The organism is Ectopseudomonas oleovorans, from assembly GCF_003052605.1.
In the GTDB taxonomy this organism is placed as follows: Bacteria; Pseudomonadota; Gammaproteobacteria; order Pseudomonadales; family Pseudomonadaceae; genus Aquipseudomonas; species Aquipseudomonas oleovorans_A.
In genome coordinates, this window is the sequence record NZ_QASO01000001.1 from 1 (window position 1) to 23,846 (window position 23,846).

The 23,846-nt window shown below is 58.2% G+C and carries 23 protein-coding genes and 2 pseudogenes; 14 read left to right on the forward strand and 11 right to left on the reverse strand.

Features of this window, described 5'->3' with window-relative positions; translation table 11 throughout:
• Window positions 1-80 precede the first annotated feature (80 nt).
• Window positions 81-512: an IS200/IS605 family transposase gene (gene tnpA, locus DBO86_RS00005; protein WP_003460108.1), complete on the reverse strand. Its 432-nt coding sequence runs from the start codon at window positions 510-512 to the stop codon at window positions 81-83.
• A 70-nt stretch (window positions 513-582) separates the two neighbouring features.
• On the opposite strand from tnpA, the gene DBO86_RS26385 reads away from it, so the two are divergent.
• Window positions 583-921 carry a DUF6088 family protein gene (locus DBO86_RS26385; protein ID WP_244185484.1) on the forward strand — a complete coding sequence of 113 codons (339 nt, stop codon included), beginning with the start codon at window positions 583-585 and terminating at the stop codon, window positions 919-921.
• A 36-nt stretch (window positions 922-957) separates the two neighbouring features.
• Here the strand turns inward: DBO86_RS26385 and DBO86_RS00015 are convergent, their stop codons facing one another.
• On the reverse strand, window positions 958-2,334 hold the full coding sequence (locus DBO86_RS00015) for a heavy metal sensor histidine kinase (protein ID WP_208630296.1): 1,377 nt from the start codon (window positions 2,332-2,334) through the stop codon (window positions 958-960).
• Between the two features lie 2 nt (window positions 2,335-2,336).
• Entirely contained in the window at window positions 2,337-3,014 is a 678-nt protein-coding gene (locus DBO86_RS00020) for a heavy metal response regulator transcription factor (protein ID WP_004374688.1), read from the reverse strand.
• Between the two features lie 207 nt (window positions 3,015-3,221).
• Here DBO86_RS00020 and DBO86_RS00025 point away from each other — a divergent pair.
• The 7 genes and pseudogenes from DBO86_RS00025 to DBO86_RS00055 all read left to right on the forward strand — a co-directional run bounded on the left by DBO86_RS00025 (window position 3,222) and on the right by DBO86_RS00055 (window position 10,612).
• A pseudogene (locus DBO86_RS00025) lies at window positions 3,222-3,591 on the forward strand (co-regulatory protein PtrA N-terminal domain-containing protein).
• Window positions 3,592-3,756: 165 nt separating this feature from the next.
• Window positions 3,757-4,299 carry a cupredoxin domain-containing protein gene (locus DBO86_RS00030; protein ID WP_108232647.1) on the forward strand — a complete coding sequence of 181 codons (543 nt, stop codon included), beginning with the start codon at window positions 3,757-3,759 and terminating at the stop codon, window positions 4,297-4,299.
• Window positions 4,300-4,378: 79 nt separating this feature from the next.
• Window positions 4,379-4,627, forward strand: a complete 249-nt coding sequence (locus tag DBO86_RS00035) for a DUF2933 domain-containing protein (protein WP_003246761.1) — start codon at window positions 4,379-4,381, stop codon at window positions 4,625-4,627.
• A gap of 5 nt (window positions 4,628-4,632) precedes the next feature.
• Window positions 4,633-6,996: a heavy metal translocating P-type ATPase gene (locus tag DBO86_RS00040; RefSeq protein ID WP_167399084.1), complete on the forward strand. Its 2,364-nt coding sequence runs from the start codon at window positions 4,633-4,635 to the stop codon at window positions 6,994-6,996.
• A gap of 173 nt (window positions 6,997-7,169) precedes the next feature.
• Window positions 7,170-8,897 carry an ATP-dependent nuclease gene (locus DBO86_RS00045; protein ID WP_004374677.1) on the forward strand — a complete coding sequence of 576 codons (1,728 nt, stop codon included), beginning with the start codon at window positions 7,170-7,172 and terminating at the stop codon, window positions 8,895-8,897.
• Window positions 8,887-10,314, forward strand: a complete 1,428-nt coding sequence (locus DBO86_RS00050; protein ID WP_033725463.1) for a UvrD-helicase domain-containing protein — start codon at window positions 8,887-8,889, stop codon at window positions 10,312-10,314. The genes DBO86_RS00045 and DBO86_RS00050 overlap by 11 nt, the downstream gene beginning before the upstream one ends.
• Before the next feature lie 97 nt (window positions 10,315-10,411).
• A complete protein-coding gene (locus DBO86_RS00055) occupies window positions 10,412-10,612 on the forward strand; it encodes a heavy-metal-associated domain-containing protein (protein WP_003246756.1) in 201 nt (66 codons plus the stop codon).
• A gap of 19 nt (window positions 10,613-10,631) precedes the next feature.
• On the opposite strand, the gene DBO86_RS00060 is transcribed toward DBO86_RS00055, so the two are convergent.
• From DBO86_RS00060 to bufA2, 4 genes are read right to left on the reverse strand one after another with little or no spacing between them, the layout of a single operon-like run.
• Entirely contained in the window at window positions 10,632-10,946 is a 315-nt protein-coding gene (locus tag DBO86_RS00060; RefSeq protein WP_108232649.1) for a hypothetical protein, read from the reverse strand.
• 50 nt (window positions 10,947-10,996) lie between these two features.
• A complete protein-coding gene (locus DBO86_RS00065) occupies window positions 10,997-11,791 on the reverse strand; it encodes an HvfC/BufC N-terminal domain-containing protein (RefSeq protein ID WP_108232650.1) in 795 nt (264 codons plus the stop codon).
• Window positions 11,788-12,624 (reverse strand): MNIO family bufferin maturase, encoded by an 837-nt coding sequence (gene bufB, locus DBO86_RS00070; RefSeq protein WP_108232651.1) that lies wholly within the window; start codon window positions 12,622-12,624, stop codon window positions 11,788-11,790. The genes DBO86_RS00065 and bufB overlap by 4 nt, the downstream gene beginning before the upstream one ends.
• 44 nt (window positions 12,625-12,668) lie before the next feature.
• A complete protein-coding gene (gene bufA2, locus DBO86_RS00075; RefSeq protein ID WP_108232652.1) occupies window positions 12,669-12,929 on the reverse strand; it encodes a BufA2 family periplasmic bufferin-type metallophore in 261 nt (86 codons plus the stop codon).
• Window positions 12,930-13,212: 283 nt separating this feature from the next.
• Here bufA2 and DBO86_RS00080 point away from each other — a divergent pair, with 283 nt between their 5' ends.
• The 6 genes from DBO86_RS00080 to DBO86_RS00105 all read left to right on the forward strand — a co-directional run bounded on the left by DBO86_RS00080 (window position 13,213) and on the right by DBO86_RS00105 (window position 18,127).
• Window positions 13,213-13,419, forward strand: coding sequence for a co-regulatory protein PtrA N-terminal domain-containing protein (locus tag DBO86_RS00080; protein WP_003460125.1), 207 nt, complete (start codon window positions 13,213-13,215; stop codon window positions 13,417-13,419).
• A 194-nt stretch (window positions 13,420-13,613) separates the two neighbouring features.
• The gene (locus tag DBO86_RS00085; protein WP_108232653.1) at window positions 13,614-15,437 is read left to right on the forward strand and encodes a copper resistance system multicopper oxidase; all 1,824 of its coding nucleotides are present in this window, start codon (window positions 13,614-13,616) and stop codon (window positions 15,435-15,437) included.
• A gap of 12 nt (window positions 15,438-15,449) precedes the next feature.
• On the forward strand, window positions 15,450-15,761 hold the full coding sequence (locus DBO86_RS00090; protein ID WP_074860372.1) for a hypothetical protein: 312 nt from the start codon (window positions 15,450-15,452) through the stop codon (window positions 15,759-15,761).
• Window positions 15,751-16,842, forward strand: coding sequence for a copper resistance protein B (locus tag DBO86_RS00095; protein ID WP_003246748.1), 1,092 nt, complete (start codon window positions 15,751-15,753; stop codon window positions 16,840-16,842). The genes DBO86_RS00090 and DBO86_RS00095 overlap by 11 nt, the downstream gene beginning before the upstream one ends.
• A gap of 9 nt (window positions 16,843-16,851) precedes the next feature.
• Window positions 16,852-17,694, forward strand: coding sequence for a c-type cytochrome (locus DBO86_RS00100; protein ID WP_100549390.1), 843 nt, complete (start codon window positions 16,852-16,854; stop codon window positions 17,692-17,694).
• Window positions 17,684-18,127: a DUF411 domain-containing protein gene (locus DBO86_RS00105; protein WP_074860368.1), complete on the forward strand. Its 444-nt coding sequence runs from the start codon at window positions 17,684-17,686 to the stop codon at window positions 18,125-18,127. The genes DBO86_RS00100 and DBO86_RS00105 overlap by 11 nt, the downstream gene beginning before the upstream one ends.
• Window positions 18,128-18,304: 177 nt before the next feature.
• Here DBO86_RS00105 and DBO86_RS00110 read toward each other — a convergent pair whose 3' ends face one another.
• From DBO86_RS00110 to DBO86_RS00125, 4 genes and pseudogenes are all read right to left on the reverse strand, one after another.
• The gene (locus DBO86_RS00110) at window positions 18,305-19,630 is read right to left on the reverse strand and encodes an OprD family porin (RefSeq protein ID WP_108232654.1); all 1,326 of its coding nucleotides are present in this window, start codon (window positions 19,628-19,630) and stop codon (window positions 18,305-18,307) included.
• A 157-nt stretch (window positions 19,631-19,787) separates the two neighbouring features.
• Window positions 19,788-20,120: a DUF2790 domain-containing protein gene (locus tag DBO86_RS00115; protein WP_004574339.1), complete on the reverse strand. Its 333-nt coding sequence runs from the start codon at window positions 20,118-20,120 to the stop codon at window positions 19,788-19,790.
• Between the two features lie 145 nt (window positions 20,121-20,265).
• Window positions 20,266-23,415 (reverse strand): efflux RND transporter permease subunit, encoded by a 3,150-nt coding sequence (locus DBO86_RS00120; protein ID WP_108232655.1) that lies wholly within the window; start codon window positions 23,413-23,415, stop codon window positions 20,266-20,268.
• Window positions 23,412-23,585 (reverse strand): annotated as a pseudogene (locus tag DBO86_RS00125) (copper-binding protein); the annotation flags it as partial. The pseudogene DBO86_RS00125 and the gene DBO86_RS00120, both read right to left, overlap by 4 nt.
• Window positions 23,586-23,846 lie beyond the last annotated feature (261 nt).

Here is a 23,846-nt window from a genome sequence, read left to right on the forward strand (position 1 = left end):
ACAACCACCGACTGAAGTCGGTGGGTTAGTGACTTACGGACTGAAAGTCCGGATACGCGTCGACTGAACGACGCGTCGGATCAGTCAGGCTCCATCCTGAAATTATCGTTCGGGCTCGGCTCAAAATGATGCTCCAGATACTGCTTGATCATCTCTTCCGTCATCTGCCCAACCGTCGCGCAAAAGTACCCGCGAGCCCAAAAATGCTGCCCCCAATAGCGCTTTTTCAGATGGGGAAACTCCTCGAAAAGCTTGCTCGCCGTACGCCCCTTGATCCGCCTCATGATCTCACTCGGCGCCAAATTCGGCGGACTGCTCACCAGAATATGCACGTGATCCTTGCTCACCACACCTTTCACAATCCGAATTTCAAATGCTTCGCACGTCTGTCTCACCAGCTCTCGCACTCGCTCAGCAACCTCACCGCTGAGCACCTTGTATCGGTACTTAGTCACCCAAACAAAGTGATACTCGATCTGGTAGACCGTATGACTGCCGTATCTGTAATCCATGCGCTTGCCCTCCAGCCCGCATGGTGGCGCTAAAGCTCACCGGCTGAAAGCCGGTGGTTTTAACCTTTCGATGGAAAATAAATTAGGGCTGAGCACACAGGTTCCAGTTCGCTATGTCTTTCTAACCGACGGACGCTCTAGGGAGCTTCAGGTAGGCAAGACCACCGTGTCGATTCGGTATGCGCCTCGATGGTTGATGGCTCTAGGCGCTACTGGAGCGGGGGAAGCCATTCGAGCATTGGATTGGATTGGCGAGGCAAGCGTGGGGTATGCCGTTTTCAAACTTCATAAACTACTACCCGAGAGCGAATGGGGGGCTCTAGTGTCAGCTCACCGCTCGTTACCTATCTGGATGGCGAATGCAATCTGCGCTCAGTCGAGTTGCACCCACCCTGTCAATTTGGGCTAGCGGTTTAGCTGTAGCCTACTTACCGCCAGATCGGCATCATCTGGAATGGGGCAATTCGATGTGAAAGCCCGTGAGGCCGGCGGCTGAGGTGCACCAGATGCGGCCTTTGTGAGCCTCAATGATGGATCGGGTGATTGCAAGCCCGAGCCCGGCGTTGCTCGGGCTGCCCTCCCGCCGAGCGGGGTCAACCCGGTAAAAGCGGTCGAAGAGCTTCTCTAGATGCTCTGAGCTGATTGTGTCCCCTGGGTTCTCAATGCTGAAGGTTGTGGAGCCCGCTGTCTCGCGGATCAAAACCGAAATTGTATGTCCCGCCGGCGTGTAGCGCAGTGCATTGGACAGCAAGTTGGAGAGTGCACGATCAAGCATCAGCCGATCTCCCAGCACTTGGCCTGTGCCTGTGAGCGATAGTTCAATGCCATGTTCTTCGGCCAGAAGGTGGTAGTAGTCAAACAGCTTGAAGACTACGTCGGCCAGTTCGATCCTGGCCTGCTCGGGGATGATCAGGCCATTATCAGCCTTGGCCAAGAAAAGCATGTCATCAATCATCCGAGACATGCGCTTCAAGTCCTCCAGGTTGGAGTAGAGATTCTCTTCATAGGCATTGATATCGCGTTTCTTGCTCAGCACGACCTCGGTGTGGGTCATCAGGTTGCTAACGGGCGTGCGTAGCTCGTGGGCAATGTCGGCCGAAAAATTGGAGAGCCTAACGAAGGCATCCTCTAGCCGAGCCAACATCGCATTGAAGGATAGAACCAGTTGCTGAAGTTCCCGCGGCACTGGTTCGAGAGGGATTCGTTCCTGTAACGAGCGAGCGGACATCCCGGAGGCCACATGAGTGACTTGCCGCAGAGGCCTAAGGCCGCTGCGAGCAACCACCCAGCCGAGCGCGGCACTGAACAGGGCACTGATGACCAATCCAATCCAGAACCATCGTTGCAGCGTGTCGAAAAAGTGTGTGTGATTGGTGACGTCAAGAATCAGCAAAGCTGTGAGCGGCTCAGCCTGATCGGCTACCGAGATTTGCGCCGTCATGCCGCGGTACATGTGTTGGCCGTTCTGCCACTCCCACATGCTCTGCTCATTTGCACGTCTGAAACGCTCTGGTACTTCGACTGCTCTGGGGTCGGAGAACAGTACAGAACCGTCACTGGCCAGGATAGTGGCCGCCAGATCCTGATGGGCTCCCAGCAAGGCTCGCAACTGCGGTAATTCTTCCGAAAGGCTCGCTTCACCGCGAGCATTGTTGAGGATATGTTTGGCGGATTCGAGTTTCTCCACCAGGGCCTGCCGATCCAGCATCTTGAAGTGGTGCTGGCTGAGCATATTGAAACTCAGCCCTGCTACCGTCAGGACTGCAATTACCGCGGACATGAACATCAGGCTCATGCGTGCTGTCAGCGAAAGGTGCTTCATATTCACTCCGGCGCATCCATCATGTATCCCATGCCGCGGGCGGTATGAATCAGCTTGAGATCGAAATCGTCATCGATTTTTGCGCGTAGCCGGCGTACCGCGACCTCAATGACATTGGTGTCGCTGTCGAAATTCATGTCCCAAACCTGAGAGGCAATCAGCGACTTCGGGAGCACCTCGCCGCGCCGGCGCAGTAGCAGTTCCAGCAGTGAAAACTCCTTCGCGGTCAGGTCAATTCTTTTCCCGCCACGGATCGCACGCCGCTTCATCAGATCGACTTCCAGATCGGCAATTTTCATGGTGGTCTGCGTCGGCGAACCATTACCTCTGCGCAACAGCGTTCTGACCCTGGCCAGAAGCTCTGAGAAAGCAAATGGCTTGATCAGGTAGTCGTCCGCACCCAGCTCCAACCCTTTAACGCGGTCTTCCACACCATCGCGTGCCGTCAAGAACAGTACGGGGACGTCTTTTCCTGCTGCGCGCAACATGCGCAGCACTTCCCAACCGTCCAGCCCAGGCATCATTACATCCAGAATTAGCAGGTCATAGGCTTCGCTAAGTGCATGCTGAAGGGCATCTGTACCGGTCATAACCCGGTCGACATTGAACCCAGCCTCGGTGAGACCTTGCTGGAGGTACGTACCGGTTTTGGGCTCGTCTTCAGCTACCAGTAGTTTCATGTGTGCAGACTCCAAAAGTCGGGTGGCCTGAGTTTGCAGGCAAACCGCGGCCCCAACCAGAAGCTTACGAAAATGTAATTCTGGCTTCAGCTCGCTGACAGGGTGGCTTGTCTAAGGTGCAAGCATGAGCACTAGGTTGTGCTCTCGGCCCTCGACAGACCAAAAGCAGAGGTGCCGGCCATAGTTTGCACTGATGGAGACTGTCCCATGAAATCGCTGAAACCTTTACTTCTGGTTGGTTCGCTGCTGCTTTCTTCTATGGTCTGGGCCGAAGGGGGGGGGTGATCGTACCTTTGAGCGCATGCAGCGCATGCAGCAGATGCGCGACAAAGCGGAAGCCGTGCTGATCCAGGCAGAGAAGGCCCCAGTCGGCGAGCGGCATGTGCATATGAAGGAGCATATGAACATGCTCGAAGACCTCATGAGTCAGCTGCACAATGAACATCCTGCTCCAGGCATGTCTGCCGAAGATCATTTGGCCTGGATGGAAAAACACGACAAGTTAGTAGACGACGTGCTGGGTCAAATGATTCGCGAGCACAAGCTGATGATGGCCGACAAAGAGTGCCATCGATAAGGATTTTCCCATCTTCCAGGCCTTCCGTGATTGCTCCTTTGGCCTAGCGGCGCCTCTATGGCGCCGTGCTTTTTCCCAGCTGACGCAGTTGTAGATTTGGGGGCAGCGGCCTGGCAGCAAGCGAGTAATAGCATGAGATTTCCAGCATCCCAGCGAGGTCTAACCATGAAACGCCTACCCCTCAAATCCCTTTCTTTGATCACCACCGTGGGTTTGCTATTCAGCGCAGCCAATGCGCTGGCCAGCCCGGGCCACAAGAAAGACAGTATTGGGCAACCGGGAGACGGTCAGGCAGTAGATCGCACCATCGAAGTCCGGATGGGGGACATCTTCTTCGAACCCAAAGCAATGGAGATCAAAGCAGGCGAGACAGTTCGCTTCGTCCTGAAAAATGACGGTGCATTGCTACACGAATTCAATCTTGGCAAAGCGGCATCCCATGCCGCGCACCAGAAAGAGATGGCCGCGATGTTTCAGAACGGCACGCTGTCCCCTACAGGTGCACATGACATGAGCAATATGGGCCATGCCATGGGCGGCATGAAGATGGTCGGTATGGAACACGATGACCCCAACAGTGTTCTTGTCGAACCTGGAGCACGCGAAGAGTTGATCTGGACCTTCTCCGCCGCCACCGAACTGGAGTTCGCCTGCAATATTCCAGGACATTATCAGTCGGGAATGGTCGGTAAGGTGACCGTACGCTGACGTTTATTGATACTCGCCAACTCCGTCCAGTCTGAGACACCTATACTGATCCGGCCGCCATTGAAACGAGGCTATTGTCGTGGACCATACCCATCACACCAGTACCACTGAGCCGCCTTTTTGGAAGAGCAAGATTGGCATTGCGCTGATCATGCTGGCCGTAATCGGCATCTTCTATGTAGCGCGTGAGCATTACGGTCATCTTTCGCAGGCCCTGCCGTACCTCATCCTGCTGCTATGCCCGCTGATGCATCTGTTTGGCCACAATCACGGCGGGCACTCCCACTCCAGCAGCACCGCTGTTTCCAAGGACGAAGAAAGGACATAGATCGCATGCAAAAGACCTCCTGCCATCATGACCAGGATCATTCACATAACTCGCACGCCCACTCCGAGAGCCAGCGCGACCCGGTGTGTGGCATGGAGGTCAAACCTGATGGCCCTTATCGCGAGAGCTTTGAAGGGAAGGCCTATCATTTCTGCAGTGCGAAGTGCCTAGAGAAATTCCAAGCAGATCCTCATCAGTACATGAGCCATCAGTCTCATGGGGAGCATCACCAGCACGCGACTCCAGCACCCACATCGACACCTGTAGGTGCTGAATACACCTGCCCGATGCATCCAGAAATCCGTCAACCGGCTCCCGGAAACTGCCCGATCTGCGGGATGACGCTGGAACCTGTCATCCCGGAGCTGGAAGAGGAGGAAAACCCAGAGCTGAAGGACTTCTCGCGGCGGTTCTGGTGGACTTTACCGTTGACCGTCATCGTGACCGTATTGGCGATGGCTGGCCATTCCTTGCAACTGTTTCATGGCACGACCCAGAACTGGGTTGAGCTGGTTCTGGCGACGCCAGTGACGCTATGGGGCGGCTGGGTATTCTTCACCCGCGGCATTGACTCCATCCGGCACCGCAGCCCCAACATGTGGACGCTGATCGGATTAGGAACTGCAGCCGCCTACCTCTACAGCGTGGCCGCTACCTTGGTGCCGCAGTGGTTCCCGGCGGCCTTCGTTCAGGATGGACGCATCGGCGTCTACTTCGAGGCCGCCGCGGTGATCATCTCGCTCACGCTGTTGGGCCAGATGCTCGAACTCAAAGCCCGCTCGCAGACCTCTGCCGCCATTAAGTCACTGCTGGGATTGGCCCCCAAGACTGCCCGGCGCATCAGGCCTGACGGCCAGGAAGAAGATATTCCGCTGACCCACGTCCATCAGGGTGACCACTTGCGTGTCCGGCCGGGCGAAAAAGTCCCGGTGGATGGCACCGTGCTGGAGGGCGAGAGCGCTGTCGACGAGTCGATGCTCACCGGCGAGCCGGTGCCCGTCACCAAGCGGGCAGGGGATACCCTCATCGGTGCCACCCTGAACACCCACGGCAGCCTGGTGATGGAAGCGCAGAAGGTGGGCGCCGAAACCATGTTGTCGCAGATCGTCCAGATGGTGGCTAAGGCCCAGCGTTCCAAGGCGCCCATGCAGCGTATGGCCGATGCCGTGGCAGGGTATTTCGTGGTGGGGGTGATCCTGATCGCGATCCTGACATTTTTTGGCTGGGGGGTGTTCGGGCCGGAATCAGGTTGGGTATTTGGCCTGATCAACGCTGTGGCCGTACTGATCATTGCCTGCCCATGCGCCCTGGGCTTGGCAACGCCGATGTCGGTCATGGTCGCGACCGGCAAGGCCGCCAGCAGCGGTGTGTTGTTCCGCGATGCCAGCGCTATCGAGAACCTCTGCAAAATCGACACCTTGATCGTCGACAAGACCGGGACACTGACGCAGGGGCGGCCGGCCTTTCATAGTGCAGAGGGAACCGGGCCGTTCGACTCGGTCGAGGTTCTGCGCTTGGCCGCAAGCCTCGACCAGGGCAGCGAGCATCCGCTGGCGCATGCCATTGTCGATCATGCGCGTGAACAGGGTCTTGCCCTGGTGAAACCGGAGACCTTCGAATCTGGCTCAGGTATTGGTGTACGCGGACAGGTCGATGGCCATCAACTGCAGCTTGGGAACACAGCGTTGATGGAGGAGGCGGGCGTCGATATTACTCCGCTGCGTAACCGTGCAGAGCAACTGCGCCTGGAGGGCATCAGCATCATCTATCTGGCCGTCGATGGTCGCCTGGCGGGTCTCCTGGCCGTTTCCGATCCAATCAAGCCTACTTCTCAACAGGCTGTCTCCAAGCTTCAAAGCGAAGACGTAAAGGTCATCATGGCCACTGGTGATGGCCTCACCACAGCAAGAGCCGTGGCGAAGCAGCTCGGAATCGAGGAAGTGCATGGTGAGGTCAAACCGCAGGATAAGGAGAAACTGGTCGCCGATTTGCAGGGCTATGGCCGTCGTGTCGCCATGGCGGGTGACGGCATCAACGATGCGCCCGCCCTGGCCAGGTCTGACGTAGGTATCGCCATGGGCACCGGTACCGATGTGGCGATGAACAGCGCCCAAGTGACGCTGGTCAAGGGAGATCTGATGGGCATCCTGCGAGCGCGCACCCTGTCAGTGGCAACCGTGAAAAACATGAGGCAGAACCTCGCCTTTGCGTTCCTCTACAACGCGATGGGAATCCCGCTAGCAGCGGGGCTGCTGTACCCGCTGACGGGGCATCTTCTGTCGCCCTTGATTGCTGCGCTGGCGATGAGTGTCAGCTCGGCGTCGGTGGTCTTCAATGCTCTGAGGTTGAAATCAACGGACATCGGATAGGCTTCCATACCACCGACCAGGTGATTATTCAGAAGCGCATCTGACCGGAAAATGCCGTACGGTAGTTTCCGGTCCGACCTATCTGTCGCAACACATAGTGACGAGGTGACGTTCGATGGACTGTTGCCGCTGCGGGTAGGAGACTGGTCGTCGTTAACCCATGAGGACTCTCCGTGGCCCGCATTCGCAGACTGATTATCAGCAACTTCCGATCTATCCAGGCGCTCGACTGGGTGCCGGCCCCAGGAATTAACTGCCTCATAGGTCCTGGCGATAGTGGAAAGTCCAGCATTCTAGATGCGATTGACCTTTGCGTCGGCGCCCGCCGAGGCGGCACGTTCGGCGACATGGACTTCTTCGCATTAAACGTCGATGTACCCATCACCATCAGCGTGGCGCTTGGCGATCTGCCGTTATCGCTGATGGATATTGATGTCTACGGCGAGTTCTTGCGTGGATTCCATCCCGGTACGGGGGAAGTCGAAGACGAACCGCGAGCGGGGCTGGAGACCGTCATCACCTTGCGTCTGCAAGTTGGTGCCGATTTGGAGCCTGTTTGGACACTTTTCTCCGAGCGCGCGGAGCAGCAGCAACTTGAACGCACTCTTCCCTGGAAAGAACGAGCGGCACTAGCGCCCGCCCGTATCGGCAGCTTTGCGAGCTCGAACCTGTCGTGGAGTCGTGGCTCAGTGCTCAATCGACTTACCGATGAGCGCGCCGAGCTTGGTGCTGAACTGGCGCGCGCCGCTAGGCAAGCAAGAGCGAACTTTGGCAATCAAGCAGCCGAACATCTGACCCAGACGCTTGAGGTCGTGCAACGCACAGCACAGCATCTTGGCGTTTCGGTCGGGGCTATGCCTCAGGCGCTCCTTGACGCACATTCTGTGTCGATTGGCGAGGGGGCGATCGCGCTGCACAGTGAAACAGGTATTCCGCTGCGCTCCCTTGGCACGGGCTCGTCACGCTTGCTAGTGGCAGGGCTTCAAAGGGCTGCGGCCAGCGCCGCGCCAATTGCCCTGGTTGATGAGGTGGAATACGGGCTTGAACCTCATCGGCTCATGCGATTCCTGGACTCGCTGGGTGCAAAGGACGCTGCCGCTCCGTTGCAAGTGTTCATGACGACGCACTCGCCGGTCGCGCTGCGCGAGCTGTCCGGCAGCCAGTTATTCGTTGTTCGGTCAGCACCTCAGCGCCACAGTGTTATGCCAGCTGGGGAAGCCAACGAGGTACAAAGTACCCTTCGGAAGGACCCCGAAGCATTCCTCGCCAAATCCATCATCGTTTGCGAGGGGGCCAGCGAGGTTGGCTTCGCGCGTGGCCTTGACCAATGGTGGGTCAGTCTTGGCGCTACCTCATTCCTGGCCCATGGCGGCGCGTATGTGGACGCCGGCGGGGGAAGCCCCGATAACAGTCTTATCCGGGGAACAGCACTTCTGAACTTGGGTTACCGCGTGATGGTTTTTGTAGATGCCGACAAGCCTTCGACCGCGGGGCTCGCTGAAGCATTCTTGGCCGCAGGCGGGCAAATTCTTACATGGCGACCAGGCCTCACGTTGGAGGACGAGATCTTCCGCCATCTCAGTGAGCAAGCACTCGATGCACTTCTGGCGAAAGCCGAAACAATAGTGGGTGCAGAGCTGATGAACGCACACATTCAGACGAAGTCCCAAGGCCGCGTGACGCTGAACGATATCCGAGCCAAGCGACTCGTGGATGGGTACTCACCTGAGAGACGAGAGCTGCTGGGAACCGCATCCCGTATCCGCAACAGCGGCTGGTTCAAGTCGCTGACAACCTATCAGGAGGTTGCAAGGGACATCGTCGGTCCGTCTTTACAGAACGCCGAACCGGGCTTCATGGCAGTCACGAATCAGCTCTGGACGTTTACAAGTGCCCCCTGAGATTGATCTTTTCGCTATCGAGCGTGGCTCCATAACGGCCCCCGCAGGTTGTGGAAAAACGCAATTGATTGCCGAGACGCTCATCGCGCATACGCAGAGCAAACCCATCCTCGTCTTGACACATACGAACGCCGGCGTTGCGGCCTTACGGGCGCGCCTGAGACGAGCCGGTGTTCCTAACTCCGCATATCGAGTCTCCACCATTGACGGATTCTCGATGCGCCTGATCGCTAAGTTCCCAGCGCGAAGCGGCCATAACCCGCAGATCCTACAGCTGCATCAACCCAATACTGACTACCCGGCAATTCGGGAGGCCGCCATGCAGTTGTTGCAGGCCGGTCACCTCGCTCAGCCCCTTCGCGCCACCTATGCACGGTTGCTTGTCGACGAGTACCAAGACTGCAACGTCGTCCAGCACGCCATCGTGTCTGGTTTGGCCCAGGTGCTTCCGACCTGCGTGCTCGGTGACCCGATGCAAGCCATATTCAGCTTCCGTGGCAATCGACTGGTGCATTGGGCGAATGAGGTGCAACCCCTGTTTCCCGCAGCGGGAGAGTTGAGGATACCGTGGCGCTGGCGGCTGGCTGGAGCTGAGAACCTCGGGCAGTGGCTGCTCGCCATAAGGCAACAACTTCAAGCTGGTCAGCCGGTGGATCTGCGCACGGCTCCAGCAGAAGTGCGTTGGGTGCAGCTAAACGCCGGAACCGAAGTTCAGCAGCGACTGGTGGCCGCGAGAACCGAAGCTCCCAACGCTCAGGGTAGCGTCCTCATCATCGGGGACTCCATCAACGTGCAAGGTCGCCATCAGCTCACGAGCCAGACACCCGGTGCCATGGCCGTAGAAGCCGTCGACCTGAGAGATCTCGTCAACTTCGCCAGGAACTTTGACTTGCAGGGTGCCAATGCTCTGGCACAACTTGTGGAGTTTGCTTCCAGCGTAATGACGGGGGTAGGTGCAGCAAACCTGCGAACGCGCGTGGAGTCGCTGCGTGCAGGAAGGGCCCGAACGCCTCCGACCGCGGCCGAGGCTGCGGCGATCGATTTCGTAGCAGCGCCAACATTGGGGCAAGCGCTCCGTGTGATCGATACGCTCGCTGAGCAGCACGGGGCACGTGTATACCGACCGGAGGTTCTGTACTGCTGCCGGTCTGCAATGCAAGCGGTGGTGGGAGGTGCTGCCGACTTTCTGAGTGCAGCCATTCAAGCGCGAGAGCGCAATAGACACCTTGCCCGACCGATCGCAAGACGCTCTGTAGGCAGCACATTACTTCTCAAGGGGCTGGAGGCGGATGTCTCGGTTGTCCTGCATCCTGAGCTTATGACCCCCCAGAATCTATACGTCGCACTGACGAGGGGCGCAAGGCATGTCGTGGTGTGTTCACCAACCCCCATCCTTACGCCCGTGGTAAACGGCTGATCCTTTTGTAGCGCTTATGGGCTTGACCTTGCCATCGTGTCAAGGTCGATGCTGTCCGCGCGGTAACTTGAGCCGCGGACGAAATGAGGTGAAAGACATGTTTAGTCTGAGTGTTGCGGGGATGGGCTGTGGCAGTTGCGTGAGCAAAATCACGAAGGCCATTCAAGCTCTGGATCAGGATGCACGAGTAGAAGTGGATCGAGCGGCCGGCAAGGTCACCGTTGAGAGCACAGAAAGTGCCGAATCGATCCGCGAACTCATCCAGGAGCTTGGCTATTCGGCCCAGGTCAGCGCTTGAGCGCTGACCTGCTATCCCACTAAATCTCCAGTTCTGAGAGCTCTTTTAGCCCTGGGATACTGGTGACCTCGTTGGTCATACCTTCTGAACCATCTCGGCCGCGAAGCCAGTTTGAGTGATCGCCTGGCTCGCGCATTTCCAGCGTGTCATAGGAGTACCGCTTGCGCTTGAACAGGCTTTTCAATGCAGCGAACTCGTGGCTTTTTTCGTCTTCTATGCCGACGACTTTTCCTACAAGCGCCTCCCAATGACCAACGCCGTCGGCCAGCATTGCCTGATAGGTCTCCGGGTCAAGCAAGGCTTGCTGTTTGAAATGCATGATGCGGTGAGTCATAGAAGCGCTCGGAGTGGCCAAAGAGAGAGCGCTAGCCTAAAGGTTCCGGGTCATTCGTGTAATAGCTGGCCGCGCTTTAGCAAACCGTCGTTGACCCACAACTTCAACCAGGTCGCGGCTTGCAAGGGAGCTTGCTCGCCATGCGTGGCGCTCAACGACTCGCAGAGTTCAGCGAACGATCCGCCCTCGATGAGAAACTGCAATGCCGAAGCCTCCGCTGGCTCCAGGCTCCGGTACTGGCAGACGAGTTCATGACGCCAAACAAGACAGGCTAGGTTCGTTGGCAGGCGGGTAATATCAGGCAGCAAGCTGCCGGACTTGGCGGCTTTCCACAACTCCAGCGTGTTGTACTGCAGCTGCAACCACCGGGCAGATGCAGTCAGGGAAACCCTGAATGAAACCCAGTCTTCAGCCGAAAAATCACTCATGGTCTCCAGCGAAAGCGCTTCGACATCCTGAGCGTCGAAGGCCAGTGTAAAGGCCCATTCCAGTTCCGCGAGTTCGCGCATCGGCGATAGTTGGGGTTCTTCGACGTAGCTGCTAATGAACTCGGGCAGCTTCTCGCCCAGCCAGCGAATGCTGAAATGTCGTGGTGGCCAGGCGGCCAAGTAGGCCAGTGCGAGCTGCTCGAATGATTCGTTGCCGATCCAGTGAAGCAGGGCAGGGAAGTCTTCTCGCAAGACCGCAAGCAGGCGCGAACGGTAAGCGTTGTGGTAGATCTGCAGGCCTTCGAGAGCACTCAGCGCTGTGCTACCTCGGATCTGCTCCAAAAGCTCGTTGGAGGGCAGGGCACTGTCACCTGTCAGGTAAGTTTCAAATGCAGTCTGTAGGGCGATCAGGCTCAAGGGGTGGCCCCCGATATCACAGATTTGGCGATAGCACGGGCATGTGCTAATTCGGACAACAGCTCTTCCAGCGGCGGAAACTGGTCATCCCGCTCGATCAAGGTCGATGTCGGGCCCAAGTAGCTCAAAGTCTTGCTGTAGAGAGACCAAACCGGATCAGCGATGGGCTGGTCATGGGTGTCGATGAGGTACTGCCCGTAATCGCTGTGCCCGGCCAGGTGAATTTGCCGAATCCGCTCGTGCGGCAATTCCAAGATGAACTGCCATGGGTCGAAATCCTGATTTCGTGCGCTGACGTAGACGTTGTTCACGTCAAGGAGCAATTCGCAACCGGTCAGGAAACTCAGTTCCGAGAGAAACTGCGATTCGCTCATGCTGGACGTCTTCCACTGCACGTAAGAAGAAACGTTCTCCAGCACAATGGGACGTTCCAGAACATCCTGCACTAGACGCACCCGCGCGGCGACATGCAGCAGACTTTCTTGGGTAAACGGCAGCGGCAGCAGGTCGTGGAGTTGATGGGCGTTGCCGCGACTCCAGCACAAGTGGTCGGAAACCCACTGGGGCTGCACCCGATCCGCCAGCTGCTTGAGCTGTCGTAGGTAGTCTATGTCCAAGGCATGTGAGCCGCCAATCGAAAGAGATACTCCGTGCATCACCAGGGGGTAGTGCTCGCCGATCGCATCAAGGAAGTAGAGAGCCTTGCCGCCCTCCACCAGGTAATTCTCGGAAATGATCTCGAACCAGTCGACCGCAGGCCGTTCCTCCAGGATCTGCCGGTAATACTCGTTACGAAGGCCAAGACCGAAACCCAGAGTTTTGCGCTTACTCATTCGAGACTCCAGCAGGGGAGTGGCATGCACTCCCCTGAACCGCCTTATTCGCTGGTTTTGCCACCGGCTTCGTCACATTTGGTCTGGGTCATCAACTTGAACCCTTGGCCTTTGCATTCGCCTTGGCCTTTGCAGTCGTTTTTCGCGGTCATGCAGTCGTTCTGCCCTTTGCAACCATTGATCCCGAAGCACTTCACTTCTGCTGCTTTGGTGTCCTGGGCGGCCTGGACAGGCAGGGTAGCAAACAGGCTGGCGGCCACGAGAGCCAGAGCGGCACCGGTAGCGACGTTGGATTTATTCGACATAGTGACAATCTCTCTTGATTGTTTGATGGTCGCGATCCGTCGGTGCGAATGAACGAGTTAGCTCAGGCATTGCTACCGATCAGGCCCATGGAATCCGCAAGGCTGCGCGGGCAGGAAGACAGTACCGAGCCTTCAGGAGGGCCTACAAGAAAGAAATAGCAAACTGACAGAACTGTAATGTTCGGATCAGGTTGCTGACAGGGCGTCGTGGTTAACGTAGCAGCGAGCTTAACGCTCGTCCCCACTAGTTACAGGGGCTTCTAAACTCCTGAGGATTAACGAAATGAAATCGATCAAAACCCTGTTTGTAGTTGCTGCCCTGAGTGTTTCCAGCCTGGCGATGGCCGAAGGCGGTGCTGATCGCACGTTTGCACGCATGGAGCAGGCACGCCAGACGTCTCTGGAGGCCTACCGGGTGGCCCAGCAGCAGAAAGTTGAGGCTCCTGTAGCCAGCAGTCCAACCGAGCAAGCAGAGCACACCAACTGCTGAAGTCATCTACCTTACAGAAATGTAATCACCCGGATGGTTGAAATATGGCAGTTTCATACTGCTCATCGTCGGTAAGGCATTGTGCAATGCACCGACGTGGAAAGTTGAGGGGTAAATCCCCGACATTGAAGCAGCCATGAACCCGAGACCGGGCACACCATCACCGGCTCATTTGACGGATTGGACAAAACGGCATGCAAAGCAAAACCACAAGGCGCACCTTCGTCAAAGGCCTGGCAGCCACCGGTATTATCGGCGGACTTGGCCTGTGGCGCACGCCGGTCTGGGCGGTGAACAGCCCCGGCCAGCCCAACGTACTGACTGGTAACGAATTCGACCTATTCATCGGTGAAACCCCGGTGAACATCACCGGCGCAGCGCGCACGGCCATGACCATCAACGGCTCGCTCCCTGGGCCGATTCTTCGTTGGCGCGAAGGCGATACCGTCACATTGCGCGTGCGCAACCGCCTCAAGGAGGACACCTCCATCCATTGGCACGGCATCATCCTGCCGGCGAACATGGATGGTGTTCCTGGCCTGAGCTTCCATGGCATCGCCCCTGATGGCATGTATGAGTACAAGTTCAAGGTCAACCAGAACGGCACCTACTGGTATCACAGCCATTCTGGGCTCCAGGAGCAGCTCGGCGTATACGGTGCGCTGGTCATCGATGCCAAGGAGCCCGAGCCCTTCAGTTACGACCGTGATTACGTCGTGTTGCTGAGCGACTGGACGGATGAAAATCCAACGCGGGTACTGGCCAAGCTCAAGAAACAGTCGGACTACTACAACCAGCACAAACGCACCGTTGGTGACTTCATCGATGACGTAAGCGAGATGGGTTGGTCCGCCGCCGTAGCCGATCGCAAGATGTGGGCCGAGATGAAGATGAGCCCGACGGATCTCGCTGACGTCAGTGGCTACACCTACACCTACCTGATGAATGGCCAGGCACCCAATGGCAACTGGACCGGCATATTCAAACCAGGCGAAAAGATCCGCCTGCGCTTCATCAACGCCTCGGCGATGACCTATTTCGATGTGCGCATCCCGGGCCTGAAGATGACTGTGGTTGCGGCCGATGGTCTGCACGTCAAACCGGTCAGCGTCGACGAGTTCCGTATCGCCGTGGCCGAGACCTACGACGTGATCGTCGAACCAGACAGCGAACAGGCCTATACCGTGTTTGCCCAATCCATGGACCGCACTGGCTATGCGCGCGGCACCCTTGCGGTACAGGAAGGGTTGAGTGCACCGGTACCAAGCCCTGACCCGCGCCCACTGATTGCCATGGGTGACATGGGCATGGACCACGGCAGCATGGGCGGCATGGATCATGGGAGCATGGCCGGGATGGATCACGGCAGTATGTCGGGCATGGATCATGGGGGCATGCAGGGTGGCATGGCCGGCATGGATCACAGCCAGATGGCTGGAATGGATCATTCGGGCATGGCTGGCATGGCTGGCATGGCTGGCATGGCAGGTGCCATGCAGGCACACCCAGCCTCAGAGACCAACAACCCGCTGGTCGATATGCAAACCATGACACCAACGCATAAGTTGGACGACCCAGGTATTGGTTTGCGAGACAACGGCCGACGCGTCCTCACGTACTCTGACCTGCGCAGCACCTTCCTCGACCCGGATGGTCGCGAACCAAGTCGCACCATCGAGCTGCACCTTACCGGGCACATGGAGAAATTCTCCTGGTCCTTCGATGGCATCAAGTCCTCTGACGCCGAGCCTCTGCGCCTCAAGTACGGCGAGCGTGTTCGCATCACGCTGGTCAACGACACCATGATGGCTCACCCGATCCATCTTCATGGCATGTGGAGTGATCTGGAGGATGCGAACGGCAATTTCCTGGTGCGTAAACACACCATCGACATGCCGCCAGGTTCCAAGCGCAGCTTTCGGGTGACTGCCGATGCGTTGGGTCGTTGGGCCTTTCACTGCCACCTGTTGCTCCACATGGAAATGGGCATGTTCCGTGAAGTCCGTGTGGATGAGTAAAGGAGATTTCTGATGAGTACTTTTATGAAGCGTAATGCCCTGTTTGGCAGCGCAGCGATGTTCAGTCTTTTGGCTGTTCTGCACGCGCCGACGTCATTGGCAGGTGAGGGGCACAGCGAGCACGAACAACATGCTGCCGAGTCGGCTGCGCCCGACGCCAGTGACAAGCCTGCAGATCAATCGAAAGGCAAGGCCGCTGGCCAGCAGATGGATCATGGCGCCATGGATCATGAGGGTATGAACCATGACGATATGGGGCACGAGAAGATGATGGATAAGCATGGCGGCACCGAAGCCGAAGCAGGTTCGAACCATGACCACTAGGTTTTCACGCCCGTCCCTCATAGCGCTGGCCGTGTCGCTGAGTGCACTCAGCGGCGGCGTTACCCAGGCTGCGGAAGAAATGGATCATTCGGCAATGGGGCACGGCTCCATGTCGATGGACCACAGCCAGATGGGCCACGGTTCCGCCAAAGCGCCGATGGAGGGCATGGATCACAGCAAGATGGACCATGGTGCCATGCAGGGTGCTTCGGGCAGCATGGATCATAGCCAGATGGGCCACGGCCAGAGCCAAGAGAAGGCCCAGGCTATGGATCACAGCAAGATGGGGCATGGCGCCATGCAAGGACAGATGGAGGGCATGGATCATTCAAAGATGAACCATGGCTCCGCTGAAGCCCCGAGAACCACCAGCCGTACGCCGATTCCCGTTCTGACGGATGCTGATCGCCAAGCGGCTTTCCCGCCATTACCTGGCCACAAGGTTCACGACAGCGCCATCAACAGTTTTTTCCTGCTCGATCAGCTCGAATACCAGGACGCAGATGAGGGCAGCACCCTGGCCTGGGATGCGTCGGGCTGGGTAGGCGGTGATATCAACCGGGTCTGGTTCCGCTCCGAAGGCGAGCGTACCAACGGCGTGACCGAGGATGCTGAATTACAGCTGCTGTACGGCCGCTCGATCGGCCCTTGGTGGGATGTCGTCGCGGGCGTTCGCCAGGACTTCAAACCGGAGTCGCCGCAGACTTGGGCCGCCTTCGGTATCCAGGGCATGGCGCTTTACGCCTTTGAGGCCGAAGCCACGGCCTTCGTCGGCGAGAATGGCCAAACTGCTGCCCGACTGGAGGGCGAGTACGACATTCTGCTGACCAACCGGCTGATTCTCCAGCCAACTGCCGAAATGAACTTCTACGGCAAGAACGATCCTGAGCGAGGTGTGGGGTCTGGGTTGGCAAATACCGAGCTCGGCTTGCGTCTGCGTTACGAGATTGTCAGGCAGTTTGCCCCCTATATCGGGGTTTCCTGGAGCCGCTCCTATGGCAACACGGCAGACATGGTGCGCGACGAGGGCGGTGATGTAGACGAGGCGCGTTTTGTCGCCGGTATCCGGATGTGGTTTTGAGAACCTGACATGAAAAGAACAATTAAAACTTTGGTGGCGGCCGGCGTGGTCGGTAGCACAGCTGTCCTGGCCGGCGCCTACTTTGGCGTGGTCAACGTGGGGGCCGACGATCCCCATTTTCCTGCAGTGTATGCGTTTCTCACGATGGCCCGTGACCGCTCTATCGAAGTCCGTTCGCGGGACATCGAGGTTCCCAACCTGGATGATCAAGCTCTTATTCGCGCCGGTGCGGGCAACTACAACGCCATGTGTATCGGCTGTCATTTGGCGCCAGGTGTGGCGGAGACCGAGCTAAGCCAATCGCTTTATCCTGCGCCCCCCAACCTCGCCAAGATCGGTGTCGATGGCAATCCGTCAGCAGCGTTCTGGGTGATCAAGCATGGCATCAAGGCAACGGGTATGCCTGCGTGGGGCAAGAGCATGGGAGACGAGTACATCTGGGGCATGGTTGCCTTCCTCAACCAACTGCCGACGATGGATGCCAAGCAATACCAAACACTCGTCGCATCCAGTGGCGGCCATCAGCACGGTGGTGGGGAAACGCAGATGCATAACCATGAAGGACAGCACGGCGACAACAAGCCTGGCCATCATGACAATAGTGGCGGAGGCGATGACCATCATGGATCAGGTGATGCTGGAGAGCCTGGTCATCACGATGCCGCGGCTACGGATAGCGAGGGTGGCTCCGCACCTAAGGCAGGTCACCATTCGGATATGAGTGGCGATGACCACCATGCTGGAGATGAGGCGTCGTCCAACGGAGGTGATCATCACGCCGAGCAGGCTCCGAATGCCTCGCCCAAGACCCACACCCACGCCGATGGCAAAGAGCACGTACATGAAAGCTAAATATCTGGCCTTACTGGCCGCTCTCTCCGTCACGTCTGCGGTTCAAGCAGCTGATGCCCTGACGATTGATGCCCATCGTGATGCCAATTGCGGATGTTGCAAGAAGTGGATTTCACACCTCGAAGCGAATGGCTTCAAAGTCGTCGACCATGTTGAAAGCAACATGACAGCAGTGAAGCAAAGACTGGGCGTCGCGCCGCGGTTGGCGTCTTGCCACACCGCGGTGATTGACGGCAAGTTCGTCGAAGGTCATGTGCCGGCGGCTCAGGTCATCGAACTCACCAAGCGCGATGATCTGCTGGGCATCGCTGTTCCCGGGATGCCGGCGGGCTCCCCCGGCATGGAAGTCGATGGCGTACAGCATGCCTACCAGGTCATTGGCTTGACCAAGACGGGTTCTGATCAGGTCGTTGCAGAATATCCCGCCCAGTAGTACTGCCTGCCAGCACGGCCGCTTGTGTGTAGTGGCCGACTCATTTTCATACGTCCTTTAACCTAAGTAAAAAAGGCGCCCTAGGGCGCCAAGGGCTGTCTCCAAACCAAAGGAGCACTACGAGGGGACAGCAGGACCAAGGAGCGAGCGGGCAATCAACCCGCTCGCTTGCCAGGGTTAGAGAACTTCCAGCGGGTACTCGACAATCAGGCGGAACTCATCCAAATCCGACTCGAAGTCGGTGGCGCGAGTCGTGGCTTGTCGAATGCGAAAGGACATGTCCTTCAACGACCCTGACTGCACAACGTACTTGGCCTCGATGTCCCGCTCCCAGCGCTTCTGGTTGGTCAACGGATCGCCGTTGTCATCACGGCGCATATAGACTTCGTTGGCGTTGCTATAGTCGGCATCCCAGCCCTGGGCATATCGAGTCATGAAGCTCAATCCAGGCACGCCGAAAGGCTCCATATCCAGGTCATAGCGCACTTGCCATGACTTCTCCTTCGGCGAGTTGAAGTCGCTGTACTGGATGGAGTTGTCGAGGTAGATGGAGTCCGATTGGCGCAAGTAGTCGAAGTCATCATCGCCATTGTTGCGCTGGAGACCCACCAGCACTGTATGAGCGCCGAATTGGATGCCGACCTTGCCGCTCCAGATGTTGTTATCGAAGCTCCCGAGGAGCTGCTTCCCTTCATCGACCGCCTTGTAGTAGTTCAGCCCGCCGATCAAGGCGACATCGTCCGCAAGCGGGTAGCTCAGCGTGGTGCCCGCGTAATATTGATTCCAGGCATCCTTGAGGCGGCTGGTGTAGAGACTAAAGCCGACGTTGTCATTAAGCGTGTAATCACCACCGAAATAGGCGATCCATGGCGAGTCCACTTCGCCCGCGTAGAAGGTAGCGAAGCCGTCGCGCATGCTGCTGGTATTGGGTTGGCTCATCGAGTGGAGGCGACCGCCCTGAAGCGACAGTCCTTCCACGCTGCTGTTGACCACGGTGACACCTCGAAAACTCTCCGGTAAAAGCCGTGCATCACCGTATTGGACGACCGGGCTGACGGGAAAGACGTCGCCTACCTTGATCTCGGTATCCATGAACCGAGTTTTCACCGCGCCCCCCAGTTTGGAGTAGTTGTCCTCAGCCTGCCCGAGGCTGTTGTAAGGCATCACGTCGACTGAGCCGCCTGCTCCAGAACGGCCGTCGCCGGTGTCAAGCTTGAGCCCTAGCATGGCAAAGGCATCGACACCAAAGCCTATGGTGCCCTCGGTGAAACCAGACTCGAATCTGCCTATCACGCCATGCGCCCACTCTTCCGAATAGCCATTACCCGAGCTGCTGGACTGGCCTTTACGGAAATCGCGGTTGAAGTAGAGATTTCGATTGAGAATGGTCAGGCTGCTGCCTTCGATAAATCCCTCGCCTTTCTCGCCGGCGGCCATTGCAGCTTGCCCGGTACTGATGCTCAGAGCGAGCAGAGAAAGTCCTAACAGGGTTCTGTTATTCATAAATGCTCCTGATGTTATTGGCAGTTGTCATTGTGTGGTCGCATATATGTGCCAAGCGCGCCGGGCATAGCCAGGCACGCCTTGGTCATATTTCCACATGCCAAATAACGTCAGGGTGACTTGGAAATTACATTTCAGTCAGCGCGATGTCATTTATCTAGTTTTGATTACGGCAACCTGTCCCGGCTGCCCGGTATTCAAGAATATTCAGATCGCCATTGGAGTCCTCGTAGGTCATCTGGGCCGGCATCACACCGCAGCTAGAGTCCGTCGGGGTAGTGGCCACGACCCTGGCGATATCGAGTTTCATGCCGTAGCGGTAATGAATAACTTCAGGCGGATTCTTTCCGTTAGCGGCAGCATACTCTTGCATGGCCTGCTCATTGGCCTGAATCATCCGACCATAAACACGATCAGCGCCGCCTTCTGCCAGAGTGGCAGAGGAAACAACCATAGCGGCAAGGGCTGCAATAACTTTGAGGCTTTTCATGTTTAATCACTCCTTCAAGGTGGTGATTAAAATATATCCGCTCAACCTGTCATAAAAATGAAGTCAAAGTTACATCGCCGTAATGCTTCCTGCCGCGTTACCCGGGCGAGTCAGCTTGGCGCGTGGCTTGCCCGGGTTTGTAAAGCTATAGCTCCTGCGGTGCGCGAACCTTCTGTGTACGCTGCCTTCGCATCAGCCAGTACGCGGCCGGCAAAACCAACATGGACATCAGCGGCGCGGTAATCATGCCGCCGACCATGGGCGCGGCGATGCGCTTCATCACCTCAGATCCGGCACCTCCGCCCCAGAGGATTGGCAACAGGCCGGCGATGATCACGGCCACCGTCATCACCTTGGGCCGCACACGCAGCACCGCGCCTTCACGAATTGCCTCCAGTAGGGCCGGATCACCGCTGCGCCCGGTATCCACACGCGCATGCCAGGCGTTCTTCAGGTACAGCAGCATGATCACCCCGAACTCGGCCGAGACGCCGGCCAGGGCGATGAAGCCCACGCCGGTGGCCACCGACAGGTTGAAGCCGAACCAGTAGAGCAGCCAGATGCCGCCCGACAGGGCAAAGGGCAGGGTGGCCATGATCAGCAGGGCCTCGCCGAAGCGGCTGAAAGTCAGGTAGAGCAGCACGAAGATAATCAACAGAGTCGCCGGCACCACCCAGGCCAGCCGCGCATTGGCGCGCTCGAGGAATTCGAACTGACCGGAGTAGGAGACGGTCATGCCGGCGTCGAGTTGTACCCGCTCGGCGACGCGCTGCTGCAGCTCGCGCACGGTCGAGGCCAGGTCGCGCCCGCGGACATCGACATAGACCCAGCCGGACAGTCGCCCGTTCTCGCTGCGCAGCATCGGCGGCCCTTCGGTCAGACTAACCTGGGCGACGGTGCCCAAGGTGATCTGCTGGCCGGCTGGGGTGAGGATCGGCATACGCCGTAGTGCCTGCGGACTGTCTCGCCACTCCTTGGGATAGCGCAGGTTGATCGGGAAGCGGGCCAGTCCTTCAACCGTCTCGCCAATATTTCTGCCGCCGATTGCGCCCGATACCACCGTCTGCAGATCGGCGATGCTCAGGCCATAGCGCGCCGCGGCCAGTCGATCGATCTGGATATCCACATAGCGACCTCCGGTCAGGCGTTCTGCCAAGGCCGAACTCACCCCAGGCACCTCTTTGGCCACGGCCTCGATATCGCGCGTTATGCGCTCGATGTCGACCAAGGAGGTTCCGGACACTTTCACCCCAATGGGGCTCTTGATCCCCGTCGCCAGCATGTCGATGCGGTTGCGGATGGGCGGCACCCAGATATTGGACAGCCCGGGGACCTTCACCGCGCGGTCCAACTCCTCGACCAGCTTCTCCGGCGTCATCCCGGCTCGCCATTGCTCGCGCGGCTTGAACTGCACCGTGGTTTCGAACATTTCCAGCGGTGCTGGATCGGTGGCGGTCTCCGCACGCCCGGCCTTGCCGAATACCCGAGCCACTTCGGGCACCGTGAGGATCATCCTGTTGGTTTGCTGCAGCAACTGGGTTGCCTTGCTCGCCGGCAAGCCGGGCAGGGCCGAGGGCATGTACAACAGGTCGCCCTCGTCCATGGGCGGCAGAAACTCTCCTCCGAGTCTGCTGAGGGGCCAGAGACTGGACAAAAAGACCAGCAAGGCCAGCGCCAGGGTCACTTTTGGCCAAGCCAGCACCCACTCCAGTACCGGCCGGTATGCGCCGATCAGCCAGCGGTTCAAGGGGTTCTGTTGTTCGCTGGGGATATGCCCGCGAATCCAGTAGCCCATCAGCACCGGTACCAAGGTGACCGAGAGTCCGGCGGCAGCCGCCATGGCATAGGTCTTGGTGAATGCCAGCGGGCCAAACAGGCGGCCTTCCTGGGCCTCCAGGGTGAAGACCGGGAGGAAAGACAGGGTGATGATCAAAAGGCTGAAGAACAGCGCCGGCCCGACCTCGGCCGCAGCTTCGCCGATCACCCGCCAGTGCGCCTCGCCCTGAAGCGGTTCATCGGGGTGTCGAGCCTTCCAGGCCTCGATGTGCTTGTGCGCGTTCTCGATCATCACCACGGCGGCATCGACCATGGCGCCGATGGCGATTGCGATCCCGCCGAGCGACATGATGTTGGCATTGACGCCCTGGTAGCGCATGACGATGAAGGCCATCAGGATGCCCAGGGGCAGGGTGATGATCGCGACCAGCGACGAGCGCAGGTGCCAGAGGAAGATCAGGCAAACCAGGGCCACCACCACGAACTCTTCCAGCAGCTTGTAGCTGAGGTTATCGATGGCGCGGTCGATCAATTGCGAACGGTCATAGGTGGTGACCACCTCGACGCCGGCCGGCAAGCTGCCCTTCAGGCTGTCCAGCTTGGTCTTCACCGCGGCGATGGTATCGCGGGCATTCTTTCCGGAGCGCAAGATGACCACGCCACCTACCACTTCACCCTGGCCATCCAGCTCGGCAATGCCACGACGCATCTCTGGCCCCAACTGAATGGTGGCCACCTGACCCAGCAGCACCGGAACTCCGCTGGCCGAAGCCCGCAGCGGCACATTGCGGAAATCCGCCAGGCTCTCTAGATAGCCTGAAGCCCGGACCATGTACTCGCGCTCTGCCAGCTCCAGGATGGCGCCGCCGGTTTCCTGATTGGCGCTCTTCAGTGCCGCTTCGACCTCCTGCTGAGTTACCCCATAAGCCACCAGCTTCTGGGGATCGAGCAGCACTTGGTATTGCTTGACCATGCCGCCGAGGGTGGCCACTTCGGCTACGTTGGGCAGGCTCTTGAGTTCGTACTTAAGGAACCAGTCCTGCAGTGCCCGCAGCTGGGCAAGATCATGCTGGCCGCTGCGGTCGACCAAGGCGTACTGGTAGATCCAGCCCACGCCGGTGGCATCCGGCCCAAGGGTGGTGGTAACACCCTCGGGCAGGCGTTCCTGCGCCTGGTTGAGGTACTCCAGCACCCGCGAGCGTGCCCAGTAGAGGTCGGTATCGTCCTCGAACAGCACATAAACGAAGGAGTCGCCGAAGAACGAGTAGCCGCGCACTGTCTTCGCCCCCGGCACCGAGAGCATGGTGGTGGCCAGCGGGTAGGTCACCTGGTTCTCGACAATCTGCGGTGCCTGCCCGGGGAAGCTTGTGCGGATGATGACCTGGGTGTCGGACAGATCCGGCAGTGCATCCAACGGCGTGTTGCGCAGCGACCAGATGCCCAGGGCGGTGATGAACAGGGTCGCCAGCAGCACCAGAAAGCGATTGCCGATAGACCAGTGGATCAGGCGTGCGATCATGGCTGGTCTCCTTCCTTGCTGAGCTGCTCGATCATCAGGCCGGAGTTTTTCTGGCGGGCGCCGATACGTACGTGATCTCCTGGCTTAAGTCCCACAGCTACTTCTGAGCTGACCAATGGAAAAGCCATGGTCATACCTGGCATATTCAGGCTCTCGAAGGGCCCGTGTTGGCGCTGATGGAAAATTGACCCACCCTGCCGATTGAAATTTGACCCAGGGCGGATTGCTGATTTTGTTACCAGCAACTGTGGATAAGTCTACCAGCGCAGCTGCTGTTGCCCCCACTCCTTCGCTAGCCCAGTTCAGTTGTTTAAGACCTGCCACACGCAGCCATGTAGCAGGCCGTCGTCGCCATGAAATCAGAACGGCTCATCGTCCTCCGGTTCCTGGCCGCCCTTACGCTTTCGCTCCCGTGATTTGATCTTGGCCTG

What these genes read in the sequence shown, in the direction of transcription:
- tnpA (WP_003460108.1), bottom strand. Translation starts at nt 512, where the DNA reads ATGGATTACAGATACGGCAGTCATACGGTCTACCAGATCGAGTATCAC.
- DBO86_RS26385 (WP_244185484.1), top strand. Translation starts at nt 583, where the DNA reads ATGGAAAATAAATTAGGGCTGAGCACACAGGTTCCAGTTCGCTATGTC.
- DBO86_RS00015 (WP_208630296.1), bottom strand. Translation starts at nt 2,334, where the DNA reads ATGAAGCACCTTTCGCTGACAGCACGCATGAGCCTGATGTTCATGTCC.
- DBO86_RS00020 (WP_004374688.1), bottom strand. Translation starts at nt 3,014, where the DNA reads ATGAAACTACTGGTAGCTGAAGACGAGCCCAAAACCGGTACGTACCTC.
- DBO86_RS00030 (WP_108232647.1), top strand. Translation starts at nt 3,757, where the DNA reads ATGAAACGCCTACCCCTCAAATCCCTTTCTTTGATCACCACCGTGGGT.
- DBO86_RS00040 (WP_167399084.1), top strand. Translation starts at nt 4,633, where the DNA reads ATGCAAAAGACCTCCTGCCATCATGACCAGGATCATTCACATAACTCG.
- DBO86_RS00055 (WP_003246756.1), top strand. Translation starts at nt 10,412, where the DNA reads ATGTTTAGTCTGAGTGTTGCGGGGATGGGCTGTGGCAGTTGCGTGAGC.
- DBO86_RS00060 (WP_108232649.1), bottom strand. Translation starts at nt 10,946, where the DNA reads ATGACTCACCGCATCATGCATTTCAAACAGCAAGCCTTGCTTGACCCG.
- bufB (WP_108232651.1), bottom strand. Translation starts at nt 12,624, where the DNA reads ATGAGTAAGCGCAAAACTCTGGGTTTCGGTCTTGGCCTTCGTAACGAG.
- bufA2 (WP_108232652.1), bottom strand. Translation starts at nt 12,929, where the DNA reads ATGTCGAATAAATCCAACGTCGCTACCGGTGCCGCTCTGGCTCTCGTG.
- DBO86_RS00080 (WP_003460125.1), top strand. Translation starts at nt 13,213, where the DNA reads ATGAAATCGATCAAAACCCTGTTTGTAGTTGCTGCCCTGAGTGTTTCC.
- DBO86_RS00085 (WP_108232653.1), top strand. Translation starts at nt 13,614, where the DNA reads ATGCAAAGCAAAACCACAAGGCGCACCTTCGTCAAAGGCCTGGCAGCC.
- DBO86_RS00090 (WP_074860372.1), top strand. Translation starts at nt 15,450, where the DNA reads ATGAGTACTTTTATGAAGCGTAATGCCCTGTTTGGCAGCGCAGCGATG.
- DBO86_RS00095 (WP_003246748.1), top strand. Translation starts at nt 15,751, where the DNA reads ATGACCACTAGGTTTTCACGCCCGTCCCTCATAGCGCTGGCCGTGTCG.
- DBO86_RS00100 (WP_100549390.1), top strand. Translation starts at nt 16,852, where the DNA reads ATGAAAAGAACAATTAAAACTTTGGTGGCGGCCGGCGTGGTCGGTAGC.
- DBO86_RS00105 (WP_074860368.1), top strand. Translation starts at nt 17,684, where the DNA reads ATGAAAGCTAAATATCTGGCCTTACTGGCCGCTCTCTCCGTCACGTCT.
- DBO86_RS00110 (WP_108232654.1), bottom strand. Translation starts at nt 19,630, where the DNA reads ATGAATAACAGAACCCTGTTAGGACTTTCTCTGCTCGCTCTGAGCATC.
- DBO86_RS00115 (WP_004574339.1), bottom strand. Translation starts at nt 20,120, where the DNA reads ATGAAAAGCCTCAAAGTTATTGCAGCCCTTGCCGCTATGGTTGTTTCC.
- DBO86_RS00120 (WP_108232655.1), bottom strand. Translation starts at nt 23,415, where the DNA reads ATGATCGCACGCCTGATCCACTGGTCTATCGGCAATCGCTTTCTGGTG.